14 protein-coding genes are annotated in these 18036 nt (G+C 71.1%); 12 read left to right on the forward strand and 2 right to left on the reverse strand.

Annotation, left to right across the window (positions count from 1 at the left end):
- Positions 1–421 precede the first annotated feature (421 nt).
- Complete coding sequence (locus tag AC07FN_RS27985; protein ID WP_093268185.1) at positions 422–1261, reverse strand: HAD family hydrolase; 840 nt, start codon at positions 1259–1261, stop codon at positions 422–424.
- 685 nt (positions 1262–1946) lie between these two features.
- Here AC07FN_RS27985 and ssd point away from each other — a divergent pair.
- The 8 genes from ssd (at position 1947) to AC07FN_RS28025 (ending at position 7821) form a co-directional block, all read left to right on the forward strand.
- Positions 1947–3032, forward strand: coding sequence for a septum site-determining protein Ssd (ssd, locus tag AC07FN_RS27990; protein ID WP_478398301.1), 1086 nt, complete (start codon positions 1947–1949; stop codon positions 3030–3032).
- Between the two features lie 154 nt (positions 3033–3186).
- A complete protein-coding gene (locus AC07FN_RS27995; protein WP_478398353.1) occupies positions 3187–4356 on the forward strand; it encodes a TadA family conjugal transfer-associated ATPase in 1170 nt (389 codons plus the stop codon).
- Positions 4350–5150 (forward strand): type II secretion system F family protein, encoded by an 801-nt coding sequence (locus AC07FN_RS28000; RefSeq protein ID WP_478398302.1) that lies wholly within the window; start codon positions 4350–4352, stop codon positions 5148–5150. Before AC07FN_RS27995 ends, AC07FN_RS28000 begins: the two co-directional genes overlap by 7 nt.
- Positions 5147–5848, forward strand: a complete 702-nt coding sequence (locus tag AC07FN_RS28005; protein ID WP_478398303.1) for a type II secretion system F family protein — start codon at positions 5147–5149, stop codon at positions 5846–5848. Before AC07FN_RS28000 ends, AC07FN_RS28005 begins: the two co-directional genes overlap by 4 nt.
- A 34-nt stretch (positions 5849–5882) precedes the next feature.
- Positions 5883–6092 (forward strand): DUF4244 domain-containing protein, encoded by a 210-nt coding sequence (locus AC07FN_RS28010; RefSeq protein WP_132484423.1) that lies wholly within the window; start codon positions 5883–5885, stop codon positions 6090–6092.
- Positions 6092–6475 (forward strand): TadE family type IV pilus minor pilin, encoded by a 384-nt coding sequence (locus tag AC07FN_RS28015; RefSeq protein ID WP_478398304.1) that lies wholly within the window; start codon positions 6092–6094, stop codon positions 6473–6475. The genes AC07FN_RS28010 and AC07FN_RS28015 overlap by 1 nt, the downstream gene beginning before the upstream one ends.
- A complete protein-coding gene (locus tag AC07FN_RS28020; RefSeq protein ID WP_478398305.1) occupies positions 6472–6819 on the forward strand; it encodes an Rv3654c family TadE-like protein in 348 nt (115 codons plus the stop codon). The genes AC07FN_RS28015 and AC07FN_RS28020 overlap by 4 nt, the downstream gene beginning before the upstream one ends.
- A 330-nt stretch (positions 6820–7149) precedes the next feature.
- The gene (locus AC07FN_RS28025) at positions 7150–7821 is read left to right on the forward strand and encodes a bifunctional DNA primase/polymerase (RefSeq protein WP_452618896.1); all 672 of its coding nucleotides are present in this window, start codon (positions 7150–7152) and stop codon (positions 7819–7821) included.
- A 103-nt stretch (positions 7822–7924) separates the two neighbouring features.
- Here the strand turns inward: AC07FN_RS28025 and AC07FN_RS28030 are convergent, their stop codons facing one another.
- Positions 7925–10303 (reverse strand): DEAD/DEAH box helicase, encoded by a 2379-nt coding sequence (locus tag AC07FN_RS28030; RefSeq protein ID WP_478398306.1) that lies wholly within the window; start codon positions 10301–10303, stop codon positions 7925–7927.
- Positions 10304–10746: 443 nt separating this feature from the next.
- Here AC07FN_RS28030 and AC07FN_RS28035 point away from each other — a divergent pair, with 443 nt between their 5' ends.
- The 4 genes from AC07FN_RS28035 (at position 10747) to topA (ending at position 18012) form a co-directional block, all read left to right on the forward strand.
- On the forward strand, positions 10747–13122 hold the full coding sequence (locus AC07FN_RS28035; protein WP_478398307.1) for a sodium-translocating pyrophosphatase: 2376 nt from the start codon (positions 10747–10749) through the stop codon (positions 13120–13122).
- A 239-nt stretch (positions 13123–13361) separates the two neighbouring features.
- Positions 13362–13964 (forward strand): hypothetical protein, encoded by a 603-nt coding sequence (locus AC07FN_RS28040; protein ID WP_478398308.1) that lies wholly within the window; start codon positions 13362–13364, stop codon positions 13962–13964.
- Between the two features lie 404 nt (positions 13965–14368).
- The gene (locus AC07FN_RS28045; protein ID WP_478398309.1) at positions 14369–14962 is read left to right on the forward strand and encodes a hypothetical protein; all 594 of its coding nucleotides are present in this window, start codon (positions 14369–14371) and stop codon (positions 14960–14962) included.
- A gap of 179 nt (positions 14963–15141) precedes the next feature.
- The gene (gene topA, locus AC07FN_RS28050) at positions 15142–18012 is read left to right on the forward strand and encodes a type I DNA topoisomerase (protein WP_478398310.1); all 2871 of its coding nucleotides are present in this window, start codon (positions 15142–15144) and stop codon (positions 18010–18012) included.
- The last annotated feature ends 24 nt before the right edge of the window (positions 18013–18036 follow it).

Below are 18036 nucleotides of genomic sequence, written 5' to 3' on the forward strand. Positions count from 1 at the left end.
AGAAGAGACTGTGGGGGGGGAGAGAAAAGAACAAAAAAAAGAGAAAAAAAGCACACCCCCCCCCCCCCCCCCCCCCCCCCCCCCCCCCCCCCCCCCCCGCCCCTCTGCGCGAGTACTCGGGTTACCAAGCGTGCACTCTTGTCGTAACTTCCGGGCTAGGCGTCCGGCGTCCCGGTACGCAACCCCGTGGAACGACCAGCCTTGTGTGCGGCAACGCGTGGGTGCTCCGGGCCTCGCGCGCGGAGTCTGATCGGGGTGGATGTTACTTCTCCTCCGTAACATCCCTGGCCAACCAGGGTCCGCACCTCCTTTGTAGTCGGTGACGCGCGTCACTGCAAGGGTTCGTATGCAGGCCGTAGGTATGGGTTTTTCGGATGGCGATCTTCGCCGGCGGTGCGGTTTCGCGCGCCCGCTGTGGCGGTCAGCGCCGGCGGCGCCAGGCCCGCAGGCCCCACCACGCCGCACCGGCTGCGGCCACCGCGCCCATGCCGACGCCGGCCGCGGTCACCGCCGCGCGGGACGGGGTGGGGATCCGGGCGCGCAGCGACACCGGGTGCTCGAAGGACAGCGTCGGCCAGCCGCGCTGGACGGCCTCCTTGCGCAGTCCGCGGTCGGGGTTGACGACGGTCGGGTGCCCGACGGCTTCCAGCAGCGGCAGATCCGTGATCGAGTCCGAGTAAGCGTGGCACTCGGCGAGGTCGTAGCCGTATTCGTCGGAGAGCTCGCGGGCGGCGGTCGCCTTGTTCTCCGCGGAGCAGTAGAACTCGATCTCGCCGGTGTAGCGGCCGTCCACCACGACCATCCGGGTGCCGGACCAGTGCGTGGCGCCGAGAAGCTTCGCGATGGGGGCGACCACTTCTTCGCCCGAGGCCGACAGCACGACGATGTCGTGGCCCTGCTCCTGGTGCTCCGCGATGAGCTGCGTGGCTTCCTTGTAGACCAGCGGATCGACGATGTCGTGCAGCGTTTCCTCGACGATCGCGTTGACCTGCTCGACGTCCCAGCCGGTGCACAGCGACGTGATGTGCGCGCGCATCCGGTCCATCTGGTCGGCGTCGGCGCCGGCCAGCATGAACACGAACTGGGCGTAGGCGCTTTTCAGCACGGCCCGTCGGTTGATCAGCCCTTCCTGGAAGAAGGGGCGGCTGAAGGCGAGGGTGCTCGACTTGGCGATGACGGTCTTGTCCAGGTCGAAGAACGCGGCCACCCGGCGTCCGGTGTGGGTCGATGGGTTCGCGGGCTCTGTCACGCCGCACAGCATACGAGCCCGCTTCGGCGGGCTGCGGGCGCGCATTACCGAAGGGTTTTCCATTCCCGGTGGTGGCCTTGCACATCGTTTCCGCAATCGATCCGTTAGTCGCCGCGCCCGTTGTCGCGCCGTCGACGGCCCGGGATTTGCTGGTTCCGAGGGCCCTGGCGGCGCGATCTCGCGCGCCTGGGGCGGGGGCGGGTTGCCACGCATCGAGAACTCACGCTGTGTGTGGTGTCGGGCGTTGTTTTCGTCTAGCGGGAGTTTTTTCTTGACTCGAATGTCGGCTACTGATCGGTTCGGTGCGCACTGAGAGCGAGAACGTTCGCTCAAATGGACGGGGGGCATTGCGGGGGATCTACGAGCTAGAGTGAGAGGAGTCCGGTGCTACCGGGCAGGTTCAGCTCGACCCCCCGGAGCTGAACTGCAGACGGCCCCCGCCCCTCCCCCCTGGCGGGGGCCGTCCCCTTTCCGGAGCTCCGCCGCGGCCCATTCCGCCGGAAACCAAATGTGAACTCTTTCCGTTTTTCGCGGGCGATGTCGCGCTTTCGGGGTATGCGAGTTATCCACAGGACATCGGTTTGTCCACAGATTTGGAAAAGTCGGTTGGCAGCTGCCGATGATCCGGCCACCTTGGTTATCGAGCGCCAATTCGGCGCGCATCCATCCTCACCATTCGATTGCCGGAGGCATCGCCATGACTGCTGCACGCCCGCTGCTCGTCGCGCGGGATTCCGCGCTGGCCGAAGAGGTCTCCCGGCTGGCCGCGGCGGCCGGCGGCGAAGTGGAACACGTGCCGGGCCCGGCGCCGCCGAGCTGGCGGACCGCGCCGCTGGTGCTGCTCGACGCCGCTGCGCTCGGCGCCGCCGATGGGCTGCCGCGAAGACGCGGAGTCGTTGTGCTGTCGAAGGATCCGACGCCCGATCTCTGGCGTGCCGCGTTCGAGATCGGCGCCGAGCGCGTGCTCGAACTGCCTGCCGACGAGGCGGGTCTCATCGAGCTGCTGGCGGATGCCGGCGACGCTCCGGCGCAGGGCGGCCGGGTGCTCGCGGTGCTGGGCGGTTGCGGTGGGGCGGGAGCGTCCGTGCTGGCCACCGCGACGGCGGTGTTCGCCGCGCGCAGCGGAGAACGGTCGCTGCTGGTCGACTGCGATCCGCTCGGCGGCGGGGTCGATCTCGCCGTCGGCGCGGAGGCTGCCGACGGCCTGCGCTGGTCGGGGCTGGCCGTCAACGCCGGCCGGCTCGCCGCGAGCGCGCTGCACGAGGCGCTGCCGAAGCGCCGGATCGGCAGCGGCGCGATCACGGTGCTGTCCTGCGACCGCGACGGGCCGTCGACCGGGCTGACGCCGGAGGCGGTGCGAGCCGTGCTCTGCGCTGGTCGTCGGGCCGGCGACACCGTGGTCTGCGATCTCCCGCGCAGCCTTCCGGCTGCGGCCGCGGCCGGGCTGCGCGACGCGGACCTGGCGGTCGTCGTCGTGCCTGCCGAGGTGCGTGCCTGCGCGGCGGCGGCACGCGCGGTGGCGAGCATCCGGGAACACGCGGCCGGTCCGGTCCGGCTGGTGGTCCGGGGGCCCGCGCCCGGTGGGCTGCGCACGGCGGACGTGGCGCGAGCCGTGGGCGCGGAGGTCCTGGCGGTCATGCGGCCGCAGCCGCGCCTGCCGGCGGTCCTGGATCGCGGCGGTCTCGCCGCGGCCGGCCCGGCGCGGCGGGGCCCGGTGGCCCGGGTCGCGCGGGAAGTCCTGGCCGCGCTCGGCCGCCCGGAACCGTCCACAGTGGCTGGTTGACGGCAGGGATGCGCGCTGGTCGGGCGGCGCGGGGAATCAGCTCTTTCGGTGCTCCATCGGAACGGAAGTGAGTCGAGTCATGTCCATGAGTCGTGTCCTGGAAGTCGGCCCGATCCCCGGCGGATCGGCGGAATCGTCCACTGTGGCCGATTCGATCGACGGTGAGTTGCTAGAGCGGGTGCGCAACCGGCTGGTCGGCAGCGGCGCCACGCTGACCTCGGCCGCCGTCGCGTCCGCGGTGCGGGAGGAGTCGGGCGGGCTGGTCGCCGATGCCGACGTGCTGGCCGCACTTCGCCTGGTGCAGCAGGAATTCCGCGGGGCAGGCGTGCTGGAGCCGTTGCTGCGCGATCCGGCGGTGTCCGACGTGCTCGTCACCGCGCCGAACAAGGTGTGGGTCGACCGAGGCGAAGGGCTCCAGCGCGCGGCGGTGCGCTTCGCCGACGAAGACGCGGTGCGCCGCCTCGCGCAGCGGCTCGCGGTAGCCAGCGGCCGCAGGCTGGACGACGCCCAGCCGTGGGTCGATGCCTGGTTGCCGCAGGAGAGCGCATCCGGTCCGGTCCGGCTGCACGCGGTGCTTCCTCCGATCGCGGGCGAGGGCACCTGCATCTCGCTGCGCGTCCTGCGCCCGGCCGCGCACGATCTCGACGCGCTGTGCGGCTCCGGTGCCTTCGACGGCCCGACCGCCGCGGTGCTGCGCGAAATCGTCGCCACCAGGCTGGCCTTCCTGGTCGTCGGAGGTACTGCCAGCGGCAAGACGACGTTGGTGGCGGCGATGCTGGGCGAGGTCGCGGAATCCGAGCGCATCGTGTGCGTCGAGGAGGCCGCCGAGCTCTACCCGCGTCATCCGCACGTGGTCCGGCTGCTCACCCGCCCGGCGAACGTCGAGGGAGCAGGCGAGATCCAGGTCCGCGACCTGGTCCGGCAGGCGCTGCGCATGCGGCCCGATCGGCTCGTCGTCGGTGAGGTGCGCGGCGGTGAGGTGCGCGAGCTGCTGGCCGCGCTGAACACCGGCCACGACGGAGGCGGGGGCACGCTGCACGCCAACTCGCCGCAAGAGGTTCCGGCCCGGATGGAGGCGCTGGCGGCGCTCGGCGGGCTGCCGCGCGCGGCCCTGCACAGCCAGCTCGCTGCGGCAGTGCAGGTGGTGCTGCACGTTCGCCGGAGCGCTCGGCGCGGAAGGCATCTCGCCGGGATAGGCGTGCTGCGGCGCAACGGCGAGCTGGTCGAGGTACTCCCTGCCTGGCAGGCCGAGAGCGGGTGGGGGCAGGGCAAAGACGCGTTGGCGGCGCTGCTGGCCGCGAGAGGAGGTGCGTTGCCGTGCTGATCCACGCGCTGGTCGTGCTGGCCGTAGCCGCTCTCTGCTGGCCGGAGATCAGGGCGCGTGACCGGCTCCTCGCCGAGCCGGTGCGCGTTGCCAGACCCTCGTTCCGGGGTGTCGGTCGGCTGCTCGTGATTCCAGCCGGTGCCGTCGCGGGCTGGGGCTTCGCCGGTCCGGCCGGTTCTTGCGCGGCTGTTGCGTTGTCGCTGCTCGGCGCGAAGTACTGGCGAACGCAGCGGGACTGGCGACATCGGCTGGAGCGGGCCGACGAGCTGACCGCGGGGCTGCGGCTGCTGGTGGCGCAGCTGCGCGCTGGAGCCCACCCGGCCGCCGCTGCGGAGGGCGCGGCGGCAGAGGCCGGTCCGGCGGTGGCCGGGGTGTTCCAGGACATGGCCACCACGGTCCGGCTCGGCGGCGATGTCGCGGCGGCTCTCGAAGGGCACGACGGGATCGCCGAGCTGCGCGGGCCGCAGGACCGGATGGCCAGGGCCTGGGCGCTGGCGGAGCGGCATGGCGTTGCGCTGGCCGACCTGCTCGATGCGGTGCGTCGCGACGTCGAGCGGCGGACCGCGTTCCGGCGGGACGTCGAGGCGAAGATGGCCGGCCCGCGATCGACCGCCGCCGTGCTCACCGGGCTGCCGGTCTTCGGGTTGCTGTTCGGCGAAGCCGTCGGGGCGGGGCCGATCACCGTCCTGACCGGCGGGCTGCTCGGTCAACTGCTCCTGCTGGTCGGAGTGGCCTTGCTGGGCGCCGGGGTCGGCTGGACGTTGCGCCTGACCAGGGCGGTGGTGCAGCCGTGATCGAACTGCTGCTCGCGGCCGCGGCTCTGCTGCTCGTGCCGCCGAGCTCGGCGCGGGCGAGGCTCCGGTCGCTCGGCCCGCGCTCGCCGGCTCGCGTGCGTCCCAGGAAGTCCATTGTGGTCTGGGCGTTGCCGCTGGCCGTCGGGGCTGGCGCGGTGCAGGTGCTGGGCCCGGTCGTCGGGATCTCGATGGGGCTGGCCGCCGCCTTCGCCGTGCGCCGGTGGTCGGCGCTCGCGGACCGGCGCCGCGACCGGACGGATCCGCTCGCGCTGGCCGCCGGTTGGGACCTGCTGGCCGCCGGGATGCGAGCCGGGCTGCCGGTGCCGGTGATCGTGCGCGCGGTGGCCGACGAACTCACCGGTGCGGCGCATCGAACTCTGCGCGAGGTCGCCGACCACCTCGCGCTGGGCGCGGATGCCGCAACCGGCTGGGAACCGGCGCTGCGGAACCCGGACACCGCAGAACTCGCCCGGGCGGCCCGGCGCACCGCCCGGACCGGCAGCGCGCTGGCGGACGTGGCGGGCGAAATCGCTGCCCACGCGCGAGCTGCGGTTGCCGAGCAGGCCGAAGCACGCGCGCAACGCGCAACGGTGTGGATCTCGGCGCCGCTCGGCCTGTGCTTCCTGCCCGCGTTCTTGTGCCTCGGGGTGCTGCCCGTGGTGGTCGGCATGATGCATCGCCTCGCGGTGCCCTTGTGAGTCCATTGTGGATCTGAACTGGAGGTTGATCGAGATGAGTGCCCGGTCGAACCGGTGGACGGCGACGCGCCGACTGCGCGCCCTGCTGCACGGAGACGGCGGCATGAGCACCGCCGAATACGCGGTGGGAACCGTCGCCGCGGTGGCGTTCGCCTCGCTTCTCTACGACGTCGTGACCGGAAACTCGGTCAAGGACGCGCTCGCCGGGCTCATCGCCCGCGGGCTCGAAGGCGGCGATACCTGATGGCCGCGCAGGTGGTTCCGGCGTCGCCCGGCGCCGGAACGGCCTGCCGCGACGCCGGGGCGGTCACGGTCGAGGCGGCACTGGGCATCTGCTCGGTGATCGCGGTGTTCGCGCTGATCCTGACCGGGATCGGCGCGCTGATCGGCCAGCTCCGCTGCACCGATGCGGCGATCGAAGCCGCGCGGTTGGTGGCGCGCGGCGACCGGCCCCGCGCGGACGAGGCGGTCGGCCGCATCGCGCCCGGCGGCGCGTCGCTTTCGGTGCTGGTCGAGGGCGATCAGGTCAGCACCGAGGTGAGCGCCCCGCTGCCCGGCGAGTTCCTGCCCGGTCGCTGGCTGAAAGCGCGGGCGGTGGCGGTGCTGGAACCAGGGGTGGCGCCATGAGCGGCGACAGGGGAGCGGCCACCGTGGTTGCGGCGGTGCTCTCGTTGGCGCTGATCATCCTGCTGTCCGTCGTCCTGCAACTGGGCGCGGTCACCGTCGCCCGCCACCGGGCCGAAGGGGCGGCGGATCTCGCCGCGCTGGCCGCCGCCGCGTACGCGCCGCACGGGCAGCAGGTCGCGTGCGAGCGGGCGAACCGGGTCGCGAGCGGGATGCGAGCCGAGCTCACGGAATGCCGGATGGACGGCTGGGACGCCCTCGTGACGGTCCGAGCCGATCTTCCCGCGTTCGTCCCCGGCGGGCGAAAGGCCAGCGCACGGGCTCGTGCCGGGCCGGAGGGAAGCTGAACGGCGGCCGATCGTTCCGGCCGCGACGAACGGTCGACGAGCGGTCGGGCGACCGGATTTCACCCGAGCGAGCGGTCGTTCCGGTGCCGCTCAACAGGATGATCCTTATAGTTCACGTGTTCCGGGCGGGAGCGTTCGTCGCGGCTCAGCTACCGGTCGTCGACTGGGGGTGTACTCACCCGGTTCGGATGACGTTGATTAGTGGTGTGAGCGCAAGACCCAAGGTTCACGACAACGAGGTCGAGAATCAGGCGGCTGCCGAAGGTTCTGCCGGAGGCACCCCCCGAGCCGCCGGTCCGGCGCCCACTGTGGAACAAGGAGGCGGAGCAAATGCAACGGTCGGCGGACAGGTGGCAAAGCGCCTTCCGCGGCATCCCGGCCCACCCGGCCGGGCTGACCAGCAGCCGGATCGAACTTCGCGTGCAGGCAATCGGATTCGCCTCGCGCGGTTGGCCGGTGCTACCCGGAACCTACCCCGAAGAAGACGGCTGGATCGGTCGCCGCGGACGCCAGGAGACCGGCCTGCGGCCGGTGTACCGCGACTGGCAGGACCGCCTCGGTACCAACCCCGACGAGGTCACGTCCTGGTGGACGGAGCGGCCCTACGGCCTGCTGGTCGCCACCGGAACCACGGTCGACGCCATCGAGGTCGACTCGAACCTAGGCCACCGCGCCGCGTTGGTGCTGCGCGCACTCGGCTTCCCGGTGCCGATCGTGGCCACCCCGGACGGCCGCTGGTACTTCCTGATGTCCGGCGGCGGCGAGCTCTACCCCGAGCTGGCCGAGCTGGGCGGAATCATCTTGCACAGCAACGGGAGCTGGGTGCCCATGCCCCCGACGGCCTACCCCGGCGGTGCGGTGCACTGGCGGGTCAAGCCGGAGGTCTGCGCCTGGCAGCTGCCCACCCCGGACTTCGTGCAGGACGCGCTCCGCACGGGTCTCGAACTCCTTGACAACAGCAGTCCGGAGAACGTGGCGGAACTTCTCGCAGCGGGCAGGTGACCACCTGCCGGCCGCACCGACGCCGACCGGATCGGCATCCGCGCCCCGGGCTCCCCGACACGACCGAACGCGTCTCCTCCGAGCACGCACCAGCCCTTCGTGCTCAGCTCTCTTGTGGACGGTCGTGCAGCCCAGCCGATCCGCCGGCGCCGCCCCCGAGCGCGGCCGACACCGCATCGAGAACAGCCACCGCCCCCGCCTTGTCCAGCGGCTCGTTGCCGTTCCCGCACTTCGGCGACTGGACGCAGGACGGGCATCCCGCCGGGCAGTCGCAGGAAGCGATCGCTTCCCGCGTCGCGGCCAACCATGGGACCAATGCGGCATGACCGCGATCGGCGAATCCGGCCCCTCCCGGATGACCGTCGTGCACGAACACCGTTGCCTCCCCGGTGTCGGCGTGCAGCGCGGTGGAAACCCCGCCGATGTCCCATCGATCGCAGGTCGCGAACAGCGGTAGCAGGCCGATCGCCGCGTGCTCGGCGGCATGCAGCGCGCCGGGGATGCGCGCCGGATCCAGCCCGGCGCCCCCCGGCGCGCTGCCCACCAGCAGCTCGTCGCCGACCGTGTACCAGACCGCCCGGGTCATCAGGGTCTGCGCGGGGAGGTCCAGCGGAACCTGGTCCAGCACCGCCCCGGAGGGCCGTTTCCGCAGGTAGCCGACGACCTGCGAGGTGACTTCCACCTCGCCGAGGCAGACCGTGACGCCGCGTCCGGTGTCGTGCCGCTCGATGGTCCGCAGCACCGAGATGTCCACCACGTTGCGGGGCGAGGTCGTCCAATCGGGGCTTTCCTCGTGCACAAGCGCGATCCCGGTCTCCAGGTCCAGCTCGTCCACCACGAACGATTCGCCGCGGTGCAGGTAGACCGCTCCCGGATGCACCGTTCCGCAGGCCGAGTCCGGGTCCACGGTGCCGAGCATGCGCCCGGATTCGCCTTCCACGACGGCGATCGGATGCCCGCCGGCGCCCCGCAGCTCGACGTTCCGATGTGGACGCTCGCGGGAGGTCCAGAACCAGCCGTGCGGGCGCTTGCGCAGCACCCCGTCCGCCGTGAGCGCTGCCACGGCCCGCCGCGCCGGTTCGCCGCCGAAGACGTCGAAGGAGTCCTCGTCGAGCGGCAGTTCGGCGGCTGCGCAGGCCAGGTGCGGTTCGAGCACGTACGGATTGGTCGGGTCGAGCACCGTCGCCTCGACCGGGCGCTCGAGCACCGCGGACGGGTGGTGCACCAGGTAGGTGTCCAGCGGATCGTCCCGCGCGACGAAGACGACCAGGGCGCCGTCGCCGTCCCGCCCGGCGCGTCCGGCCTGCTGCCAGAAGGACGCGAGGGTGCCGGGATACCCGGCGACCACGACGGCGTCGAGCCCGGAGATGTCGACGCCGAGTTCAAGCGCGTTGGTGGTGGCCACTGCGCGGAGCTCGCCCGAGAGCAGGGAACGTTCCAGCTCGCGGCGGTCCTCGGGCAGGTAACCGCCGCGGTAGGCGGCCACCTTCGCGGCGAGCGAGACGTCCACTTCGGACAGCGCGCGCTGCGCGGACAGCGCCGCCAGCTCCACGCCGCGCCGGGACCGGATGAACGCCAGCGTCCGGGCGTCCTCGATGACCAGCTCGGTCATGATCCGCGCCGCCTCGGTGCCGACCGCCCGGCGCACCGGGGCGCCGTTCTCGCCGATCATCTCGTCGAGCAGCGGCGGCTCCCAGAACGCGACCGTCCGGGCCCCGCGCGGCGACCCGTCGTCGGTCACGGCGCGGCACGAGACGCCGGTCAGGCGCTCGGCCAGCGATTCCGGGTCGGACACGGTGGCCGAGGCGAGCACGAAGACCGGGTCCGCGCCGTAGTGCTGCGCGACGCGGCGCAGGCGGCGCAGCAGCAGCGCGACGTGGGAGCCGAACACCCCGCGGTAGGTGTGGCACTCGTCGACCACGATGTGGCTGAGCCGCCGGAAGAACCGCGCCCAGCGGCCATGCCCGGGCAGCACGCCGTAATGCAGCATGTCCGGGTTGGTGAAGATCCACCGGCCGTGCGCGCGCACCCAGTCCCGCTCGACCTGCGGCGTGTCGCCGTCGTAGCTCGCCGCCCGGACCTCCGCCATGCCGAGCTCGCCGATGGTGCGCAGCTGATCGGCGCCGAGCGCCTTCGTGGGGGCGAGGTACAGCGCGGTCGCCCGATCGTCTTCGAGCAGCCGCGAGAGCACCGGCAGCTGGTAGACCAGCGATTTCCCGGAGGCCGTGCCGGTCGCGACGACCACGTGCTCGCCGGCCCGGACCGCCTCGGCTCCCTCGATCTGGTGCATCCACGGCTCCCGCGCGCCGCGCTCGCGGAACGCGTCCACCAGCTGCGGCGGGGCCCACTCCGGCCAGTCGGCGGTGCGGGCCGGGCGGGTGGGCAGGTGCGCGACGTGCCGCAACGGTGTTTCGTCGGCCGGAATGCCGGCTACCGCGCGGTCGAGTAACCGCCGCCCCTTGTCCTGGTCCGCTGCGCGCACGCTAGCGAGCCTCGCACAGCGCCGATCGCGCACCGCGCACGCGTTCCCGGTTCCCGCATCCGTGTCGGTATCGCTCGATCGGCTGGTTCTTGCCGCGGTCCGGGGCGGTGGCGCTGACTCCGGCTGCGACCCGGTGGACCGTCGAAGTCGTGCCTCATACCCCATGTAACCCGTTTGGGCCAAATCAACCTTTGCCCAATTGGGTGATCAAGTACCCATCTGAATCGATTCTTTCGTAACAGAAACCCACGTCGAGACGAGTTGCGTATCACACCGTGAGGTAAGCCACTCGTGGCCTGAATAGACTCCCGAGCCACGACGTCGCCACGGACGGCCAGCAACCGATCACCGGCCGTACCGGGCGGGGCCGCCTACCGCGCACCGGAGCCCCGTCGAACGTTGCGGAGCCCCGGTGCTGAACCGAGCACAACCCAGGAGGACGGATGTCCCTGCTCACCCCGGTCCAGCACGGCTGGGCCCAGGGCGCTGCACCACCGAGCTCGCAAACCCGGATGGACCTCGCCCAACAAGCCACCGGTATCGAGCTCGGCGGCGCCGACTACGTCGTCGTCGGCGCCGTGATGGTGATCGCCCTGGCCGCCCTGGCCTTCGGCTACGTCCTGATCAAGGAGGTGCTGTCCGCCGGCCAAGGCACGGCCAAGATGCAGGACATCGCCAAGGGCGTGCAGGAAGGCGCCTCGGCCTACCTGAGCCGGCAGTTCCGCACCCTGGCGATCTTCGCCGTGATCGTGTTCCTGGTGCTGTTCGCGCTGCCCTCGGAGAGCACCGGCGAGACGATCGGGCGATCGATCTTCTTCCTGTTCGGCGCCGCGTTCTCGGCCACCATCGGCTACCTCGGCATGTGGCTGTCCACCCGCGCGAACGTGCGCGTCGCGGCGGCCGCCCGCGAGGAAGGTGAGGGTCGCGAGAAGGCGATGCGGGTCGCGTTCCGCACCGGCGGCGTGGTCGGCATGATCACCGTCGGCCTCGGCCTGTTCGGCGCCGCGCTGGTGGTGCTGGTCTACGCCGGTGGCGCCCCGCGCGTGCTGGAGGGCTTCGGCTTCGGCGCGGCCCTGCTGGCGATGTTCATGCGGGTCGGCGGCGGCATCTTCACCAAGGCCGCCGACGTGGGCGCCGACCTGGTCGGCAAGGTCGAGCAGAACATCCCGGAGGACGACCCGCGCAACGCCGCCACGATCGCCGACAACGTCGGCGACAACGTCGGTGACTGCGCCGGCATGGCGGCCGACCTGTTCGAGTCCTACGCGGTCACCCTGGTCGCCTCGCTGATCCTGGGCACCGCCGCGTTCGGCCTGCACGGCCTGCTGTTCCCGCTGATCGTGCCCGCGCTGGGCGTGATCACCGCGGTGATCGGCGTCTACATCACCAAGGCACGTGCCGGCGAGAGCGCGCTGACCGCGATCAACCGGTCGTTCTACATCTCGGCGGGCATCTCCGCGGTGCTCTGCGTGATCGCCGCGCTGCTGTACCTGCCGAGCTCCTTCGGCGAGCTCACCGGCGTATCCGAGGAGATCCGCGCCACCAGCGGCAACCCGGCGGTGATCGCGCTGGTCGCGGTGATCATCGGCATCCTGCTCGCGGTGGTCATCCTCAAGCTCACCGGGTACTTCACCGCCACCGAGCACCGCCCGGTGCGCGACGTCGGCAAGTCGTCGTTGACCGGCGCGGCCACCGTGATCCTCTCGGGCCTGTCGGTGGGCTTCGAGTCCGCCGTGTACACCGCGCTGATCATCGGCGCGGCGGTGTTCGGCGCGTTCCTGCTGTCCGGTTCGCTGCCGGTGGCGCTGTTCGCCATCGCGCTGGCCGGCTGCGGCCTGCTGACCACCGTCGGCGTGATCGTCGCGATGGACACCTTCGGCCCGGTCAGCGACAACGCGCAGGGCATCGCCGAGATGTCCGGCGACGTCGAGGGCGAGGGCGCGAAGATCCTCACCGAGCTGGACGCCGTCGGCAACACCACCAAGGCGATCACCAAGGGCATCGCGATCGCCACGGCGGTGCTGGCCGCGACAGCGCTGTTCGGGTCCTACACGGACGCCATCGGCGTTGCGCTGGCCGATGTGGCCGGACAGCTCAGCGTCTCCGAGTTCTTCGTCTACGCACCGAACGTGCTGGTGGGCTTGATCATCGGGGCGGCTGTGGTGTTCCTGTTCACCGGGCTGGCGATCAACGCGGTATCCCGCGCCGCCGGGGCCGTGGTCTACGAGGTGCGGCGGCAGTTCAAGGAGAAGCCGGGGATCATGGACGGCTCGGAGCGTCCCGAGTACGGCCGGGTCGTCGACATCTGCACCCGCGACTCGCTGCGCGAGCTGACCACGCCCGGTCTGCTCGCGGTGCTGGCGCCGATCGCGGTCGGCTTCGGCCTGGGCGTCGGCCCACTGGCCGGCTACCTCGCCGGTGCGATCGCGACGGGCACCCTGATGGCGATCTTCCTGGCCAACTCCGGTGGCGCGTGGGACAACTCGAAGAAGCTGGTCGAGGACGGCTACCACGGCGGCAAGGGGTCCGAGGCGCACGGCGCCACGGTCATCGGCGACACCGTCGGCGACCCGTTCAAGGACACCGCCGGCCCGGCGATCAACCCGCTGCTGAAGGTGATGAACCTGGTGTCGCTGCTGATCGCACCGGCCGTGGTGACCTTCACCTTGGGCGCGGACGCGAACCCGGTGGTGCGGTACGGCATCGCGGCCGTCGCGGTCGTGGTGATCATCGCGGCCGTGGTGGTTTCCAAGCGCCGTTCCACGGCGATCGCAGAGTCATCCACCTCGGACGACAAGGCGGTCAACGGCGCGGCCTGATGCGTCGGCGGTGAAGCGAACGGACCGTTCACCTCGATTTCCGAGGCGGGCAGTCCGTTCGCTCCGATCGCGCCGGCGGTGCGGATCTGGAAGGGCGCTGTCCCCGAGCGGGGCGGCGCCCTTTTCGTGCGCTGGGGTTTTGCCGGATGGGCGACCCCGCCTTCCGGAGCGCGGTAGGCGGTGGGGAAGAGTCTGCGAGCGCACGCCGAAGGCAACTCCGATCTCTGCGAGGAGTGCGCATGAAGATCCGTTCGACGTCCATCGCGGTGCTCGCCGCCGTCCCGCTGGCACTCGCCGGGTGCGCGGCAGGCCCGCCCCAGGCCCCCGCTCCCGCCCCGCCGCCGAAGCCGGCCGCCCCGAGTCCGGAGGGAGTGGCGTGGGCGGGCCGGATGTGCGGGCTGGTGGGTGACTTCGCGACCTCCCAGAAGCAGCTGCCGGGAATCGACAAGACGAACACGGCCACGGTCAAGCAGACGGTGACCGAACGCATCGACTCGGCGGTGCGCTCCGCCGACGACACCATCAACGGCCTGCGGGCCCTCGGGCCGGCGCCGATCGCGGGCGCGGACTCGGTCAACGACGGCTTCCAGCAGGGCTTCACGCAGGTCCGCGACCTGCTGGCGTCGGCGGCGGAGAAGGCGAAGCAGGTCGATCCGACCAACGAGCAGAGCTTCCAGGAGGGCATGGCCGCGATGCAGCAGGAGCTGCAGAAGGGCCAGCAGCTGGACCTCAAGGACGAGCTGGCGGCGCTGGACCGGAACGAGGAGCTCAAGGCGGCCTCGCAGCAGGCCCCGGAGTGCAAGCAGTTCTTCGCCCCGCCCCAGCAGCAACCCCCGCGCTGAGAACGGCCACTGGGCTGGATGGTGACGCGAACGGCCTGTCACCTCGATTCGTGAGGCGAACAGGCCGTTCGCTCCAACTCACAACCCCGATGACGGTTTCAATTGAGGTTTTTCCAACCTCGTTCTGCGTGGCGGTGCGGGTAGCGGAACCTCAGAGGCTCCCTGGACTGTGGGTGCCCCTCACCCGCGGCGGCGCCGGTGGCGTAGGTGGGCTATGCGCCTGCGGCGCATGCGACACCCATCGACGCACAGCTTTGCGACCCGCAGCTGCGGGCCGACCAGGATGAAAAACGCTCGTTGAAACTGTCGTCTGGTGCTCGTGGGGGCCGGTTTCAATTGAAACTGCGGTGGACCCGTGACCAAACGGGTGGATGTGCTGGCCAAGGTCGAACTGCTGTTCTAGCATGCGGGCCGTGGACCAGCTGTCCTTCTACTCGGCCGAGGCGCGGCAGCCAGACGTCGCCGACCTCGCGGGCATGCTGTGCGGTCCGGGGCAGGCGGTCGGTTTCGGCCGCGGCACCGCGGCCCGGCTGTCCGTGGTGGTCGACGCCGAATGGCGCGCCCGCTCCCTGGTCGCGGCCTGCGCCGAGCGCGGCGTGGAGGCCGAGCTCGGCCGCTCCGAAGAAGGCCGTCCGCTGATCCGCACCGCCTTCCGCGCCGACCTCACCGGCCTCGCCGCCCGCTGGTTGCGCGGCGCCGTGAAGTCGGTCCCGCCGGACTTCGTCCCGGACGGCGCCGCCCTCCGGCTCTGGGCGCTGACCGCCGGCTCCGCCGAGCCCACCGGCTACCGCCTCGGGCTCGATCCGCACGCGCCCGACACGCATGCGCCGCTGGTCACGGCGCTGCGCGGCTGCGGTCTCCCGGCGAAGCCGGTCGGCCCGCGCGCCGGCGGACCGGCGCTGCGCGTGACCGGTCGGCGGGGGCTCGCCCGCCTCGCCGAGCTCGTCGGTCCAATGCCCGATGGTGCGATCGAGCGAACGTGGCCGCTGGTGTCCTGACCGGTTTGACGCACATCACGCCAGGTCACGCAACGGAACACCACAGTCACCCGATACGTTCGTAGAAGAAGACGTGGACGAGTCTCAGCGTGTTATGTGCAACCCTGTGCCTTCCCGGCGTGCTGCGAATCGGCGCATAAGGGGCACACTGAGGAACTTGTCGGGTAGCACCGGGTGCAATGGAAGCCTCCGGAAGAAGAGAGCAGGTAAGCGTGGCTGGGTCGACACGGACGAAGAAGGCCGGCGGGACCGGCCGGGCTTCGGGGTCCCCCAACGGGGCTGGCTCCGCGGGTCGGCGCTTGGTGATCGTCGAGTCGCCTGCGAAGGCGAAGAAGATCGCCTCCTACCTGGGCTCGAACTTCATCGTCGAGTCTTCTCGCGGCCACATCCGGGACCTGCCGAAGAACGCCAAGGACGTGCCGGAGAAGTACAAGGGCCAGGCGTGGGCCCGGCTGGGCGTCGACGTCGACAACGACTTCGAGCCGCTGTACCTGGTGAGCTCGGACAAGAAGGCGACGGTCACCGAGCTCAAGGACGCGCTCAAGCAGGTCGACGAGCTCTACCTCGCGACGGACGGTGACCGCGAGGGCGAGGCGATCGCCTGGCACCTGCTGGAGACGCTGAAGCCGAAGGTGCCGGTGCGCCGGATGGTGTTCCACGAGATCACCGAATCGGCGATCCAGGCGGCCGCCGCGAACCCGCGCGACCTGGACCACGACCTGGTGGACGCGCAGGAGACCCGCCGCATCCTGGACCGGCTGTACGGCTACGAGGTCAGCCCGGTGCTGTGGAAGAAGGTCATGCCGAAGCTGTCGGCGGGCCGCGTGCAGTCGGTGGCGACCCGGATCGTGGTCGAGCGGGAGCGCGAGCGGATCAGGTTCGTCCCGGCCGAGTACTGGGACATCTCCGCGACGATGGACGCCGGCGCGGACGCCTCGCCGCGTCGCTTCGGCGCGCGCCTGGTCAACGTGGACGGCGCGAAGCTGGCCACCGGTCGCGACTTCGGCCCGGACGGACGGCTGAAGAACGCCGACACGAGGGTGCTGACCGAGCAGGAGGCGCGCAGCCTCGCCGCGGCGCTCGGCGACGTGGAGCTGCACGTCTCCAGCGTCGAGGAGAAGCCGTACACGCGGAAGCCGTACGCACCGTTCATGACCTCCACGCTGCAGCAGGAAGCCAGCCGCAAGCTGCGGTTCTCGGCCGACCGCACGATGCGCACGGCGCAGCGGTTGTACGAGAACGGTTACATCACCTACATGCGTACCGACTCGACGACGCTGTCCGAGACGGCGATCAACGCGGCGCGCAACCAGGCCCGGGACCTCTACGGCGACCAGTACCTGTCGCCGCAGCCGCGGCAGTACACCCGCAAGGTCAAGAACGCCCAGGAGGCGCACGAGGCGATCCGCCCGGCGGGCGAGAGCTTCCGCACCCCGGGCGAGGTCGCGGGCGAGCTGCGCAACGACGTCGACGGCTACAAGCTCTACGAGCTGATCTGGCAGCGCACCATCGCGTCCCAGATGGCCGACGCGAAGGGCACCACGCTGTCGGTGCGCATCACCGGCACCGCCACCAGCGGCGAGGAGTGCACGTTCGCCGCGTCCGGTCGCACGATCACCTTCGCCGGGTTCCTGAAGGCCTACGTCGAGGCGGTCGACTCGGAGGCCGGCGGGGTCGCCGACGACGCCGAGTCGCGGCTGCCGCAGCTGGTGCAGGACCAGGCGATCACCGCGCCGGAGCTGTCGCCGGACGGGCACACCACCAACCCGCCGCCGCGCTTCACCGAGGCCAGCCTGGTGAAGACGATGGAAGAGCTGGGCATCGGGCGCCCGTCGACCTACGCGTCGATCATCAGCACCGTGCAGGAGCGCGGCTACGTCTGGAAGAAGGGCTCCGCCCTCGTCCCGTCGTGGATCGCCTTCGCCGTGGTCGGGCTGCTGGAGAAGCACTTCGGCCGGCTGGTGGACTACGACTTCACGGCCGCGCTGGAGGACGAGCTGGACCGCATCGCGGAAGGGCGCGAGGAGCGGACCAGCTGGCTGTCCGGTTTCTACTTCGGCGGCGACGTGGGGCCGGAGGGCTCCATCGGTCGCGCGGGCGGGCTGAAGAAGCTGGTCGGTTCCGGGGTCGAGGAGATCGACCCGCGGGAGATCAACTCCATCCCGATGTTCAACGACGACGAGGACCGCACCGTCTACGTGCGGGTCGGCCGCTACGGCCCGTACCTGGAGCGGACGCTCGCCGACAGTTCGTCGCAGCGTGCGAACCTGCCGGACGACCTGCCGCCGGACGAGCTCACGGTGGAGATCGCGGAGAAGCTGTTCGCCACCCCGATGGAGGGCCGCAGCCTCGGCACCGACCCGGATTCCGGGCACGAGGTCGTCGCGAAGGAAGGCCGGTTCGGGCCGTACGTCACCGAGGTCCTGCCCGAGGGCAACAAGAACAAGCCGCGCACCGGCAGCCTGTTCAAGCACATGTCGCTGGGCACCGTGACGCTCGACGACGCGCTGAAGCTGCTGTCGCTGCCGCGGGTCGTGGGCAAGGACCCGGAGTCCGGCAACGAGATCACCGCGCAGAACGGCCGCTACGGCCCGTACCTGAAGAAGGGCACGGACTCGCGGTCGCTGGAGACCGAGGACCAGATCTTCTCGATCACGCTGGAAGAGGCGCTCAAGATCTACGAACAGCCGAAGCAGCGCGGTCGGCGGGCGGCTGCGGCCCCGCTGCGGGAGCTCGGCGAGGAGCCGGACACCGGCAAGCCGCTGGTGATCAAGGACGGCCGCTTCGGCCCGTACGTCACCGACGGCGAGACGAACGCCTCGCTGCGCAAGGGCGATGACGTCGAGTCGTTGACCATGGATCGCGCGGTGGAGCTGCTCGCGGAGCGGCGGGCCAAGGCCCCGGCGAAGAAGAAGGCGCCGGCGAAGAAGGCCCCGGCCAAGAAGACCGCGTCGAAGACGACGGCTTCGAAGACGACCGCGGCGAAGTCGACGGCGTCCAAGACGACGGCTGCGAAGAAGCGGGCGAGTTCCACTTCGAAGTCGTCCTGATCCTGGTGTTCCGCCGCCCCGAGG

It is taken from the genome of Saccharopolyspora sp. NPDC045941 (assembly GCF_056431445.1).

Coding starts and splice junctions, on each gene's coding strand:
- AC07FN_RS27985 (WP_093268185.1), bottom strand. CDS start 1,261: ATGCTGTGCGGCGTGACAGAGCCCGCGAACCCATCGACCCACACCGGA.
- ssd (WP_478398301.1), top strand. CDS start 1,947: ATGACTGCTGCACGCCCGCTGCTCGTCGCGCGGGATTCCGCGCTGGCC.
- AC07FN_RS28010 (WP_132484423.1), top strand. CDS start 5,883: ATGAGTGCCCGGTCGAACCGGTGGACGGCGACGCGCCGACTGCGCGCC.
- AC07FN_RS28015 (WP_478398304.1), top strand. CDS start 6,092: ATGGCCGCGCAGGTGGTTCCGGCGTCGCCCGGCGCCGGAACGGCCTGC.
- AC07FN_RS28020 (WP_478398305.1), top strand. CDS start 6,472: ATGAGCGGCGACAGGGGAGCGGCCACCGTGGTTGCGGCGGTGCTCTCG.
- AC07FN_RS28025 (WP_452618896.1), top strand. CDS start 7,150: ATGCAACGGTCGGCGGACAGGTGGCAAAGCGCCTTCCGCGGCATCCCG.
- AC07FN_RS28035 (WP_478398307.1), top strand. CDS start 10,747: ATGTCCCTGCTCACCCCGGTCCAGCACGGCTGGGCCCAGGGCGCTGCA.
- AC07FN_RS28040 (WP_478398308.1), top strand. CDS start 13,362: ATGAAGATCCGTTCGACGTCCATCGCGGTGCTCGCCGCCGTCCCGCTG.
- AC07FN_RS28045 (WP_478398309.1), top strand. CDS start 14,369: ATGCGGGCCGTGGACCAGCTGTCCTTCTACTCGGCCGAGGCGCGGCAG.
- topA (WP_478398310.1), top strand. CDS start 15,142: ATGGAAGCCTCCGGAAGAAGAGAGCAGGTAAGCGTGGCTGGGTCGACA.